This is a genomic window from Fulvivirga aurantia, assembly GCF_009711475.1.
GTDB lineage: Bacteria > Bacteroidota > Bacteroidia > Cytophagales > Cyclobacteriaceae > Fulvivirga > Fulvivirga aurantia.
The window spans coordinates 1-12,061 of sequence record NZ_SMMD01000861.1; the positions used below are offsets into that span (position 1 = coordinate 1).

The following is a 12,061-nucleotide window of genomic DNA, read 5'->3' on the forward strand; positions in this document are numbered from 1 at the left end:
TATACTGCGAGCGATCACGAAATATAACCCAAAACAAAACGGCTAATACCCCGGCCGCACCAACTAAAAAAATGATAAAATCTATTGTCATCAAAAAAGGTCTAATTTAAAACTACAATACTAAAATTAATTGTGACCTATATTGTTTAGTAAACGATCATTTATCATATTTGCATCCCAATTTCAAATGCCCAGGTGGCGGAATTGGTAGACGCGTTGGTCTCAAACACCAATGTCTTCGGACGTGCCGGTTCGACTCCGGCCCTGGGTACAGAAAAGCCTGATAATCATCTGATTGTCAGGCTTTTGCATTTTAAAGGGGGACGGAAAGGGGTATTTTTAAAACAATTTGCCCTGTGAGCTATCTAACTCATCGTATTGCACACGTTTTGTAATATCAGGTACGTTGCCCTGATAAGCTTTACCACGAAGTCGGGGTACGGTGTATGACTCCATTTCATTTTCATCATAAGGGCCAATCCAATCCATAAGTTTTTCTTTGTCAATGTCATCAGCCACAGACTTAAGCCACTCCGACTCCATTTCGCGAGGTATAATCAGTGGCATTCTAGGTCCTTCACTGCCTCTGGGCTTATTATGAATTTTCTGCATCAACGGATTAGCCCTGGTAGTTACAATAGTCACAGTTCGCTTACCCTGCCACTCTTCCCATAGCCCTGCTAAAGCAAAGGGTTCATTGTTTTTTAATTGAATAAAGTAAGGATAAGACTTTCCGTTTTTCCAATGATGCTCAAAAAAACCATCGATTATCACAAGACAATGTTTGCTTTTTGCCGGCCCTTTGTAAGAAGGTTTTTCAAACATCTCTTCAGATCTTGCATTGAGTGTTGAATTAGAAATTTTAGTGGCACTTGCCGCATCTTTCACCCATTTAGGAATCAGTCCCCAGGTATAAGTGTCTACACGGTCTGGTGCTTCACCCACAACTACCGGTATATCCGGATGATCGAAGCCCTGAGTATGATAGGTAGGTGGCAGTCTCTTTTTTATATCCTGCCAGTCTTCATCAGAGCCGTAATGTTTGGCATACCGCTCTAACTTTTTGGTGAGGTAACTTACATCGTAGCACATGCTTCAATTTATCAAAAAATATTCTTTTCAACGAGTAGTTGTTGCTACTCATCGAGAAAATTACTGATTGCTTTATGTGAGATATACATTAGTACAAAGATCATTATTTGATTACTACTCATGGAAAAGCTACACCTCAGATTTAAAGATGGAAAAGAAGAGCAACTTAAATTAGATGATATTCATAGCTCTTACCCCTACCTCACGTTGATGCGTGAAGATTTAAATTTTCTTCAGTCTGGCGGTACGCTCTATTATTATGGAGTGAAAATTAACCTCTTGTCGGCCTAGCACAACTGAAATATCTTTAAAATTCCCTCCTAAATTCAGGCTTAATTGCGTATATTTATCTACTAATCAATTATTTAATACCATGAGATACCCTTTAGTTGCCTTTGGCTTTGTTGCAATTGTAATCGCTGGTTTTGTGCTTATGTTTACTAACTATAACCAAAGTGCTACCTCCGCCTTTACTGAAGTAATCGCTGAAGAAGAAATTGATGAATGCTATGACAAAACTATGGATGCCTGGTTTATAGAGTTTGTGACCAAGCAAAATGCCGGTGCCACCATGGACGAAGCAGACGAACAAGCTTCGGAGCTTGCACTCACAAATTACGATCAATGCATAGCTAAAAGATGATTTAGCTAATATCTACTATTTGTTTTTCTGGTGATTGCAGGTAGGAGTCATGCTGCTTCTCCTGCTCAAACCATATAATGATAAAACAAAAGCCCATCACACCCACATTTATTAATATTTCAAAATACTCTGCATGCAACCAATGCGTGTAGCCCGCCCCTATCATTATCATAATTTGAAGCGCGCTTGAGAAAATTCTGGTTTTATTGAAAAACAACCCTGCTGCACTTGCAATTTCAACTATCCCGATGATATACATAAACTCCGAAGAGTAATTCCAGGACCGAAAGGCCAGTTCCATTTCGCCAGTAAGTTTAGAAAAGCCAATAAGTAAAAATTGAAATGCAATGAGTATGACCAGTACCCATTGCATCAAAAATTTTCCTCTGTTTGTCATTAATTAAGATATTTTGAGTTCAATAGCTTTTACGCACTTTTCTATTAGGCTGTTTGGTCTTCGTGACAAACGACAGATTACTCCGGCCATGTGTAAGCATTTTCACCCTGTATTTCAATTTATCTGATTAGATATATTATGGAATTATTAAATCAACAAAAGCGAGTATAAAGCAAAAACTAAATTTCTAACTTCGCAGTATGAAAATAAGTCAACTACTACCCTCAATTACTCTATTTGCTATACTTGTCAGCTGCCAGGCTCAAGAGCAAAACTCAAGCACTGTTATCGCTTTTGGCTCGTGCTCTCATCAGGACAATGACGACCAAATGTGGTCTGAGATCACTGCAGAAAAGCCAGACCTCATGATAATGGCCGGGGACAATATCTATGGAGATACCCAGGATATGAGTGAGATGAAGGAAAAATATGAGAAGCAGAAAAGCAGACCAGGATATCAGAAGTTGATGAAAAACACCAAAATTATCGGCATTTGGGATGATCACGATTACGGAGTGAATGATGGTGGAAAATATTATGCAAAGAAAGATAGCAGCAAAAATCTCATGCTCGATTTTCTGGACGTACCGCAAAACGACCCCGTTAGAGATCGAAGAGGTGCTTACAGTTCCTATGTATTAAATGATAATGACAAAAGCATAAAAGTGATTTTATTAGATACCCGCTACTTCAGAGATACATTGCAACGTGATGAGGAAAGAAGATATTTGGTAAATGAAGATGGAGACATTTTAGGAGAAGAGCAATGGCATTGGTTGGAAAGTGAACTTTCTACCAGCGATGCGAATGTAAATATCATCGTGAGTAGTATACAAGTAATTGCGGCAGATCATCCTTATGAGAAATGGGCCAACTTTCCTAAATCGCATAATAAATTACTCTACCTGATTGGGCAAACAAGCCCCTCAAACACTTTAATTATAAGTGGCGACAGACACATTGCAGAGCTTTCTTCAATGGAAATTGACGGCCTTAACTATCCCCTTTATGATCTTACGGCCAGTGGACTTACACACACCTGGCGAAAATCGGGAGAAGAAGAGAATCAATACAGAATCGGAGATCTCATAATTGCCAAAAACTACGGACTTATCACTATCGATTGGTCTAATGAAGAAATTTTACTTGAAGTAAAGGGCACGGATAGACAAGAACTACTTTCTCATTCTATAACGCTCAACTGATCTTACTTAGCAACCAGGTCGTTTTCCAAAGCAAAGACGATCAATTCTATTGGTGATTTAAGATTTAGTTTCTTCAGCATATTCTTGCGATGAGAATTGATGGTATGTACACTTACGTGTAGTTTATCCGCTATTTCACTAGTTGTTTTGCCTTTGGTAATTAATTTAAGTACCTCTTTTTCTCTTGCAGAAAGATAAAAACGAGGCTTAGATGTGTTTTTTGGCTCAGCCATTAACACATCGAGCACTTTACTACACATAAAACGTTCGCCTTTCAGAGTAGCATTTACCGCAGTTAGTATTTCTTCTTCACTGCAGCGTTGAGTAACTATACCTTTTACGCCTTTATCAATCATTGTCTGGATTGACTGCCCTTTCACTTCATCCAAGACAAGTAAAATTTCTATCGGATAGGTTTCTTTGACTTGAGTTATATCATCTATATGCTTTGGTTCCACAGTGTCGTAAATACAAACCAATAAATTGGGCTGATAATGATGAGCTCTCAATTGCTCCATGTCATCACCAACCTCAACCGCCTGATACATAGGAAGGCCATCAATCAAAGACAAGAGGCCTTTCTTAACTAAGAAATTTGTACCTGTGATAAAAACAGCTTCAGGTTCGTTCATTGTTTAGAATAATTCTAAACAAAGCTAGTATTATTTAGAATATATCTAAATAATGGACGTCTAAATACTTCACCATTCATCACATTTTTTCTGTAAACGCTATACCAAACATACTTTAAGAGTTTTTTATACTGATTGTTGAACCTATACTGTAGCTTTGCGTTATAAGTTGATTGTGGTAACAAGAAAATCTATAGCGACACAGATCATGGCGTTTGCCATTGGGATACAGGTATTTAATATCAGCCTGAATCAAAATGACCTGATGCTTGGCAAAGCGGGTAACGGCTTTGTGTTTGTCAATGAAATTGAAACCGTTGTAGAGTTTATCGTAGAAGTTATCATCACTGGTACCGATACCATACCTGAAACTCGGGTGCCTGGTGGCTCTCTGGGTTATGAAGAAGAGGAGAAACATCTGAGTGTAAGGCCTATAGACTTAAAGCCTAAATACAACCTGCTTTACGTGGGACTACATAAATCACACTACAACTTCAATGTGAAAGATTACATATCTGAAATCACCACTCCACCACCCCGAGTGTAAACGGATTATTCACATTCAATTTTTATCAATTCTTACATTTAATCAAGCTTATTGATTAATAAGCTTTTGTATTAACACCCCATTAAATAATTAAAAAAGGGGCATTACATTTTTCATTTATATCAACATGGCTAAAAATTTAATATCATATTTCAAGACTGATTTCCCATCAGGTTTAGTAGTATTTCTGGTAGCGCTTCCATTGTGTTTAGGAATTGCGTTGGCTTCCGGAGCTCCATTATTTTCAGGACTTATCACTGGTATCGTTGGTGGTATTGTTGTTGGAGCTATAAGTAAATCAGGAGTCAGTGTAAGTGGTCCGGCTGCAGGTCTTACTGTTATCGTATTATCTGCGATAGCTACCCTCGGCTCTTGGCCAGCGTTTTTAACGGCTGTAGTACTGGCTGGTGTTATTCAGCTTATTTTAGGTTTTCTAAAAGCCGGTATTGTAAGTCACTATTTCCCAACCGCTGTTATCAAAGGTATGCTTGCAGGTATTGGTCTTATCCTTATACTTAAGCAAATACCTCATGCACTTGGCTGGGATGCAGATTATGAAGGCGATATGTTTTTTAGCCAGGCAGATGGCGAAAACACCTTCACTGAGTTAATCAATGCTGTAAACTTCATGGAATTCGGAGCTATTATCATCTGTGCCATTGGCCTATTGGTGATGATCATTTGGGAGAGACCTGCACTTAAAAAGTATAGTTTCTTCAAACTTTTCCCTGGTGGTTTAATGGCCGTAATCCTGGGTATACTTATTAATTTAGGTTTTCAACAATATTATCCTGAGTTATACCTCAGTCCTTCTCACCTTGTAAGCATCCCTGTAGCTTCTAACGCAACCGAGTTTTTCGGTCAGTTTTCTTTACCAGACTTCTCAATACTTACAAACATCGATGTCTACATTGCTGCATTTACTATAGCAATTGTGGCCAGTATCGAAACGCTACTATGTATTGAAGCAACAGATAAGCTTGACCCTCAAAAGCGAATTACACCTACAAACCGTGAGCTTAAAGCACAGGGTATAGGTAACATTGTAGCTGGTATGATAGGTGGTCTTCCAATGACTTCGGTAATTGTAAGGAGTTCTGCCAATATCGATGCTGGTGCACAATCAAGGTTATCTACGGTAATTCATGGTGCTTTGCTTTTACTTTCGATCATCCTTATTCCGTTTTTACTAAATATGGTTCCTTTGGCTTCTTTGGCTGCCATATTATTAGTGGTGGGTTATAAGCTTACCAAAATATCACTTTACAAAGAGATGTTCTCTTTAGGTGTAAGACAGTACTTACCATTTATCATCACTATTGTAATGATCCTGTTTACAGACTTACTTACAGGTATAGCTTTTGGTATGGCTGTGTCAATTTTCTTTGTACTTAGAAACAACTATAAGATACCTTATCACTTTGAGAGTGAAAACGGTCAGGCTGGTAAGAAAATAAACATCAAGCTTGCTGAAGAGGTAACGTTTATCAACAAGGGTAGTATTCTACTTACTTTAAGAAATATCCCTGAAAACTCTGATGTTGTAATTGATGGATCTAGAACAAAAAACATTGATTATGATGTGAAAGAGATTCTGAAAAACTTTCAGGAGACAGCGAAACATAAAAACATAAAATACGAGCTTAAAGCGATAGACAAATAATCATCACAAAAGGCAGTCAATCAAATGACTGCCTTTTTTTTTACCTTTCCAGGAGATTTCACTCCACCTTTCCCCTTTTGGCATATTTCTTGATTCTATATAGCTAAAGGAGGAAAATTATATGTTATTTATTAAAAAAGTAAAACACTTATTATTAACGACTGCAGTGGTACTAGCCACGATCAGTTCCTCTGTAGCTCAGGATGAAAAGCAGAGTAAAGAGGAGAAGAGAGCAGCGAAAAAACAAGCTAAGAAAGAGCAGTTTGCTGAAAATATGAAAGTGATCGAATCAGCAGTGGCTGATAGCGCTTTTGTGATTGAGGCTGATGCGATTCGCGGACGCTATTCGGCAAACAACTTTGTAATGCCGACAACTAATTTTGTAAAGATAGAAGGTGATGAAGTTGTAGTGCAAACAGCCAACAATTTTTCAGCCGGATATAATGGATTGGGTGGCATTACCATAAGAGGTAGTGTGAGAGAATACTCTATCAACGAGCGCGATGAAAGCGTGAATGTTTTTATACAAATGTCGTCTGCTACCCTTGGTTTTTCTACACTTAACATTTTTATAAATGCCAGTGGTCATGCCAGTGCAGACCTAAGAACAAATCAGGGTGGCTATGTCAATTTTAGTGGTGATTTACGCTTATTAGAAGCGACCAGTACATTTGAAGGTATGCCTGTGTTATAAGCTTGTAAACAATTTAAAGTATAGAGGTGTCATTAATAGTGACACCTTTTTTATTACCCTGATAATTGTTTTGGGAATTTTTAACCTTACCCGTAGGTTCTTATACCACCTGACAGGATAATTTCTCGCAATTATAAATAAGGTATCAAAAAGTATTTTATACCGTATATTCACTAGATCACTAAATTTTGAGGAATGAGGAAGAAGCTTTTAAATTATAAAACTGGCATTATTGTCGTCATACTTGCAGGCACACTTTTCGCTTTTAGCCCAAGTGACCGCTATTTTGCAATTGCCAAGAACTTAGACATATTCGCCACCCTATTCAAGGAAGTCAATGCACTTTATGTGGATGAGGTCAACCCAAACAAGGTAATTAAAACAGGCATAGATGCCATGCTAGCCTCGCTTGACCCCTATACCAATTACATTCCTGAAGATGACATAGAAGATTTCAGAACCCAAAGCACGGGTCAGTATGGCGGTATTGGAGCTGTAACTACACGTGTGGATGGTAAAATAAAAGTATCCATGATTCTCAATGGCTACTCAGCCGAAAAAAACGGGCTTAAAATTGGTGATCAGGTAATTAAAATAGATCAGATCGATATCAGAGATATGTCTAGCGAAGAGACCAGCGAGCTCATGAAAGGTCAGGCCAACACAACAGTATCGCTCACAGTCTTACGATATGGCCAGGATGCTCCTATTACACTCAATTTTACCCGAGAAAAAGTAAAAATCAACAATGTACCATACTACGGTATGGTGAGCACAAATGTGGGTTACATTAAACTTACGGAGTTTACTATGCAAGCCGGGAAAGAGGTGGAAAATGCAGTGAAAGAATTAAAAGAGAAAGGTGCTAATAGTGTTATCCTCGATCTGCGTGGCAACCCAGGTGGCCTTTTATTAGAAGCTGTTAATATTAGCAATGTATTCATCCCAAAAGGTAAAGAGGTAGTTTCTACAAGAGGAAAAATCACTGATAACAATACCGTATATAAAACACTTAATGGCCCTGTTGATACCGAAATACCCCTCGCTGTACTTATCAACAGTGGTAGTGCTTCGGCTTCTGAAATAGTGGCTGGCACAATACAAGACTACGATCGTGGGGTAGTATTAGGTCAAAAATCATTTGGTAAAGGTCTTGTACAAATTACAAGACCGCTTTCTTACAATGCACAGTTAAAGGTAACTACTGCCAAATACTACACTCCTAGCGGCAGATGCATTCAGGCGCTGGACTATAGCCACAGAAACCCTGATGGTAGTGTAGGTAAAGTGCCAGACTCTTTGAAACAAGAGTTTAAAACCGTCAATAATAGAGTTGTGTATGATGGTGGTGGCATAGATCCTGATATAACTATAGAAAATGAAGAGCTCTCACCAATTGCTTTTACCTTGTATACCAAAGGTCTCATATTCGATTACGCCACCAAGTATTCTTATGAAAACGAATCAATTGCTCCTGCTGAAAACTTTGACCTTACTGAAGCCGAGTATAATGATTTTAAGCAATGGCTAAGCGACAAAGATTATAGCTATACCACAGAAGTTGAAGGCAACCTGAAGAGACTAACGGCCAATGCGAAAGAAGAAAAATACTATCGGGATATTGAGCCACAACTTCAGCAGTTGAGGGCCACATTAAAGCAGAGTAAAGACAACGATCTCAATGATTTTTCGAGCCAGATCAAGCGATTGCTAGAAGAAGAAATTGCATCCAGGTATTATTTTGAAAAAGGTTCTGTTGAATCAACATTTGGTGATGACCCAACCATCAGGAAAGCCATAGAGGTGCTTGCAGATCAAGGCACTTATGCAAGCATCCTGCAATAACTTGAGGGTAACGGCATGAAAATACAAGGTCTCATTGATATGAGGCCTTGTATTTTTATTTTAATAATATCCTTCTCCTGCCAAATACCGTATAGCATCTAAAAAACCATTTAAAGCATGAGAAAATTTACTATTCTTTTATTTCTGTCTTTGGGCATGTCTTCAGTATGGGCTCAATCGCAACAGGTTTCGATTATGGAGTTTGTAAAAGTTATCGACAATCAAGATGAAGAGACTTTATATTATTATGAGAATAATTGGCAGGAATTGAGAGAAGTAGCCATGGAAAAAGGATATATAAAAGGCTATCAGTTATTGAAAGTTACAGACGATAATCACACCGAGTATGACATTGTACTCATCACTACATTTGAAGATCGAGCGCAATACAATGACGCTGAGAGTAACTTTGAAGAAATCATGAGTATGCGCTCAGGGCCTAAGTTTCTAAATGATAAACGGCCAGCCGATTTTAGAAAAAATGTTTATTCTACTGAGGTTGAGGTGCATTTGAGCTCTAAAGATGATTGATAAGCTATAGAAATGCTTAAAAAAAGAACTCACACACAAAGGGCCTGCTAATTCTTATAAGTTTTGTTGTGGTTTTAAAGATGAGTCAGTAACGTTGCCTCAAAAATTCTTATGTCTCAACCGCAACCACAAATAAAAACCCTTACCGCCAAAAAACTCGTGGGCAAGAAGATAACCATGAGTTTAACAAACAACAAAACTGGTGAACTGTGGCAGTCTTTTATACCGTTGAGACATACAATTCCCCATCAGCTAGGGTCAGAATTATACTCATTACAGATATTCAAGCCTGATCATTTTAAAGCATTCAACCCAAACAATGAGTTTGTTAAATGGGCTGCTGTTGAAGTCTCAGAATTTGATAAATACGAAAATGATCTGTCAACCCTAAACCTACCAAGTGGACTTTACGCGGTGTTCCATTACAAAGGGTCGAGTAACGATCCAGGAATTTTTCAGTACATATATTCTAGCTGGTTGCCTCAATCAGAATATTCGCTTGACGACCGACCTCATTTCGAACTTTTAGGAGATAAATACAAAAACAACGACCCCGAATCAGAGGAAGAGATCTGGATACCAATCAAGCATAAAACTGCCTAATAGGCTGATAATCTTACCTCTATATCACATTAGAAAGTAAAAACTGAAATAAAATATTATATTTATATATGCAGTGTGTTTGCTAAGTGGAGATGTGCATAACATTTAATCTCACACCAATACCCATTCGCCATGAAAGGCAAACCATTAGCACTGTTCGTAAGCTTATTCCTACTATCATTTTACTGTAATGCTCAATATAGTCAGATGACTGACAGCCTCCTGAGGGTTTATGAAACACACGACAACGACAGTTTGAGAGTACGTACGCTGGGCTTCCTCTTTCAGGCTCATTTATATAACGACCGAGAAAAGGCTAAAGAATATATATATCAAAAGCTTGAGATATCCCTAAACAACAATTTTGAGCTAGAAATCGCTCGCACCTATTTTCATCTGGGTAATTTCTACATTGGCTCAAATGAATACGACTCAGCCTTACACTATTATCAACTCGCCAATGAAAAATTTACAGAAATAGACCACTTTAAAGGTAAACTGTGGGCCTTAAATGGGATTGCTATAGTACACTATGACCAAGGTGACTATATAAAAAGTATTGAACTCACCGATAGAGGTATTGAGGCTTTACTTGACAAAGTAAAAAAAGGCGCAACCACCCGCGATTCAATAGATCTGGCCGTTTCTTACGATTTTAGAGGAAGCATAGAAACCAGGCGAGGTAGTTACAGAATTGCTTTAGAAAATACCCTACAAGCACTTAGCTACTTAAAAAATATAAACAAACCGATTAGAAAAGCAGATGCACTTTCACATCTGGCCGAAATTGAAGGAAACCTGGGGCACCACGATAAAAGTCTGGAACATGCCATGGAAGCCTATAACATTTACAAAAAATATAATGATAAAGCTTATCAGGCTAATGTGGCAAATGACATAGGACTCACCTACTACATTTTAAAGAATTTTTCTGCTTCTGAAAAATTCTTAAAGGAAAGTATTGATCTGTCTAACGAAATGAGTGCACAAGCTACGAAAGGCACTGCCCTTACCAATTTAGGCAAGCTTTACATGGCACAAGATGAGTACACAAAAGCTTTAAGTGCTCTTGATTCAAGCCTCATTATACATGAGCGCATAAGTGTAAAAAATAAAATTGCTGAAGCGCTGATTGAGTTAGGCGCTCTTTATCACAAACTTAATTCACCGAATAAGGCACTCCCTTATCTCGACCGGGCCATCCTAATTTCAGACAGCCTGGACGCAAAAGAAACATTAAAACAAGCCTACTTCCATAGATCAGAGAGTTATGCTTTGCTGGGTAACCATATACAGGCACTTGCTGATTATCAGCAATTTCAGATGCTCGGGGACAGCATTTATTCTATCGAACAATCCAACCAAATAGAGGAGTTACGATCAATCTATGAAACTGAAAGAAAAGAGGCTCAAATTGACCTTCAGAACAAAGAGATTTTACTACTTGAACAGACGGCTAAGGCAGACAATATGCAAAAGTGGCTATTGAGCATTGGTCTAGTAATGGCTGTGATTATATTATTGTTAGCTTTCTACGGCTTCAGGCAAAAAATAAAACGCAATCAGCTTACCAGAGAAAAACTCGATGCAGAATTAGCCCTTAAAAGCAAAAAACTGACCTCACATGCGCTGCTATTAGCTAAGAAAAATGAAGTATTGGAGGATCTAAAAGAAAAGGTAAAAAAATTGAAAAATTCTCCGGGCAATGGTAATGTCGGGTACCAAACAATCATTAATACCATCAACTCAGATATTTTAGATAATCAAAACTGGGAGAATTTTACCAAATATTTTGAAGAGGTTCATACTGATTTTAATGCTACGGTAAAGAAAAAATTCCCAAAAGTTACCAGCAACGAACTTAGGCTCATGGCATTATTAAAAATGGGTCTGTCTTCTAAAGAAATTGCCAACATTCTCAATGTTTCTCAGGAAGGTGTAAAAAAATCACGCTATCGATTGAGGAAAAAACTAGAGATGCAGTCGGAAGAATCTTTACAAGACCTGGTGATAAGTATATAATTAAAAATTAAACTATTCTAATTTTTAAAATAATTTTTTGAGCTAGATATATTCAAGATTTTATACCAATCCATCACCTGAAGTGCTATTACCTTTAATAAGATCTGAAATGGTGGAATTGTAACATTTGAAGTGTCCACCCTTTGTCCCTACTGTTTTTTTCTCTCCTTAAGGTATCAATAGTAAG

Annotated in this window: 13 protein-coding genes and 1 tRNA gene; 11 read left to right on the top strand and 3 right to left on the bottom strand. The window is 37.9% G+C overall.

All coding sequences use genetic code 11. From position 1 onward, the window contains the following. The first annotated feature begins 189 nt into the window (after positions 1 to 189). Positions 190 to 271: transfer RNA gene (locus E1176_RS13290), tRNA-Leu, on the top strand. 68 nt (positions 272 to 339) lie between these two features. On the opposite strand, the gene E1176_RS13295 is transcribed toward E1176_RS13290, so the two are convergent. Then, positions 340 to 1,092, bottom strand: coding sequence for an SOS response-associated peptidase (locus tag E1176_RS13295; protein WP_155211121.1), 753 nt, complete (start codon positions 1,090 to 1,092; stop codon positions 340 to 342). Positions 1,093 to 1,212: 120 nt separating this feature from the next. On the opposite strand from E1176_RS13295, the gene E1176_RS13300 reads away from it, so the two are divergent. Together E1176_RS13300 and E1176_RS13305 are read left to right on the top strand one after the other, a co-directional pair. Continuing rightward, on the top strand, positions 1,213 to 1,383 hold the full coding sequence (locus E1176_RS13300; protein WP_155211122.1) for a hypothetical protein: 171 nt from the start codon (positions 1,213 to 1,215) through the stop codon (positions 1,381 to 1,383). Between the two features lie 82 nt (positions 1,384 to 1,465). Next, positions 1,466 to 1,735, top strand: a complete 270-nt coding sequence (locus tag E1176_RS13305) for a hypothetical protein (protein ID WP_155211123.1) — start codon at positions 1,466 to 1,468, stop codon at positions 1,733 to 1,735. 1 nt (position 1,736) lies between these two features. Here E1176_RS13305 and E1176_RS13310 read toward each other — a convergent pair whose 3' ends face one another. Then, positions 1,737 to 2,132 carry a DoxX family protein gene (locus E1176_RS13310; RefSeq protein WP_155211124.1) on the bottom strand — a complete coding sequence of 132 codons (396 nt, stop codon included), beginning with the start codon at positions 2,130 to 2,132 and terminating at the stop codon, positions 1,737 to 1,739. A gap of 200 nt (positions 2,133 to 2,332) precedes the next feature. Between E1176_RS13310 and E1176_RS13315 the strand changes: the two genes are divergently transcribed. Beyond that, positions 2,333 to 3,337 (top strand): alkaline phosphatase D family protein, encoded by a 1,005-nt coding sequence (locus E1176_RS13315; protein ID WP_155211125.1) that lies wholly within the window; start codon positions 2,333 to 2,335, stop codon positions 3,335 to 3,337. A gap of 2 nt (positions 3,338 to 3,339) precedes the next feature. On the opposite strand, the gene E1176_RS13320 is transcribed toward E1176_RS13315, so the two are convergent. Beyond that, on the bottom strand, positions 3,340 to 3,969 hold the full coding sequence (locus E1176_RS13320; RefSeq protein ID WP_155211126.1) for a response regulator transcription factor: 630 nt from the start codon (positions 3,967 to 3,969) through the stop codon (positions 3,340 to 3,342). Between the two features lie 208 nt (positions 3,970 to 4,177). On the opposite strand from E1176_RS13320, the gene E1176_RS13325 reads away from it, so the two are divergent. The 7 genes from E1176_RS13325 to E1176_RS13355 all read left to right on the top strand — a co-directional run bounded on the left by E1176_RS13325 (position 4,178) and on the right by E1176_RS13355 (position 11,874). Continuing rightward, a complete protein-coding gene (locus E1176_RS13325) occupies positions 4,178 to 4,516 on the top strand; it encodes a hypothetical protein (RefSeq protein ID WP_155211127.1) in 339 nt (112 codons plus the stop codon). Positions 4,517 to 4,643: 127 nt separating this feature from the next. Beyond that, positions 4,644 to 6,179 (top strand): SulP family inorganic anion transporter, encoded by a 1,536-nt coding sequence (locus E1176_RS13330; RefSeq protein ID WP_155211128.1) that lies wholly within the window; start codon positions 4,644 to 4,646, stop codon positions 6,177 to 6,179. 121 nt (positions 6,180 to 6,300) lie between these two features. Next, on the top strand, positions 6,301 to 6,873 hold the full coding sequence (locus E1176_RS13335) for a DUF4251 domain-containing protein (RefSeq protein ID WP_155211129.1): 573 nt from the start codon (positions 6,301 to 6,303) through the stop codon (positions 6,871 to 6,873). Positions 6,874 to 7,068: 195 nt separating this feature from the next. Then, a complete protein-coding gene (locus E1176_RS13340; protein WP_155211130.1) occupies positions 7,069 to 8,718 on the top strand; it encodes a S41 family peptidase in 1,650 nt (549 codons plus the stop codon). Between the two features lie 117 nt (positions 8,719 to 8,835). After that, the gene (locus E1176_RS13345; protein ID WP_155211131.1) at positions 8,836 to 9,249 is read left to right on the top strand and encodes a hypothetical protein; all 414 of its coding nucleotides are present in this window, start codon (positions 8,836 to 8,838) and stop codon (positions 9,247 to 9,249) included. 111 nt (positions 9,250 to 9,360) lie between these two features. Further along, positions 9,361 to 9,852: a GyrI-like domain-containing protein gene (locus E1176_RS13350; RefSeq protein ID WP_155211132.1), complete on the top strand. Its 492-nt coding sequence runs from the start codon at positions 9,361 to 9,363 to the stop codon at positions 9,850 to 9,852. A 132-nt stretch (positions 9,853 to 9,984) separates the two neighbouring features. Continuing rightward, positions 9,985 to 11,874: a tetratricopeptide repeat protein gene (locus E1176_RS13355; protein WP_155211133.1), complete on the top strand. Its 1,890-nt coding sequence runs from the start codon at positions 9,985 to 9,987 to the stop codon at positions 11,872 to 11,874. Positions 11,875 to 12,061: the final 187 nt, after the last annotated feature.

Coding starts and splice junctions, on each gene's coding strand:
- E1176_RS13295 (WP_155211121.1), bottom strand. CDS start 1,092: ATGTGCTACGATGTAAGTTACCTCACCAAAAAGTTAGAGCGGTATGCC.
- E1176_RS13300 (WP_155211122.1), top strand. CDS start 1,213: ATGGAAAAGCTACACCTCAGATTTAAAGATGGAAAAGAAGAGCAACTT.
- E1176_RS13305 (WP_155211123.1), top strand. CDS start 1,466: ATGAGATACCCTTTAGTTGCCTTTGGCTTTGTTGCAATTGTAATCGCT.
- E1176_RS13310 (WP_155211124.1), bottom strand. CDS start 2,132: ATGACAAACAGAGGAAAATTTTTGATGCAATGGGTACTGGTCATACTC.
- E1176_RS13315 (WP_155211125.1), top strand. CDS start 2,333: ATGAAAATAAGTCAACTACTACCCTCAATTACTCTATTTGCTATACTT.
- E1176_RS13320 (WP_155211126.1), bottom strand. CDS start 3,969: ATGAACGAACCTGAAGCTGTTTTTATCACAGGTACAAATTTCTTAGTT.
- E1176_RS13325 (WP_155211127.1), top strand. CDS start 4,178: ATGGCGTTTGCCATTGGGATACAGGTATTTAATATCAGCCTGAATCAA.
- E1176_RS13330 (WP_155211128.1), top strand. CDS start 4,644: ATGGCTAAAAATTTAATATCATATTTCAAGACTGATTTCCCATCAGGT.
- E1176_RS13335 (WP_155211129.1), top strand. CDS start 6,301: ATGTTATTTATTAAAAAAGTAAAACACTTATTATTAACGACTGCAGTG.
- E1176_RS13340 (WP_155211130.1), top strand. CDS start 7,069: ATGAGGAAGAAGCTTTTAAATTATAAAACTGGCATTATTGTCGTCATA.
- E1176_RS13345 (WP_155211131.1), top strand. CDS start 8,836: ATGAGAAAATTTACTATTCTTTTATTTCTGTCTTTGGGCATGTCTTCA.
- E1176_RS13350 (WP_155211132.1), top strand. CDS start 9,361: ATGTCTCAACCGCAACCACAAATAAAAACCCTTACCGCCAAAAAACTC.
- E1176_RS13355 (WP_155211133.1), top strand. CDS start 9,985: ATGAAAGGCAAACCATTAGCACTGTTCGTAAGCTTATTCCTACTATCA.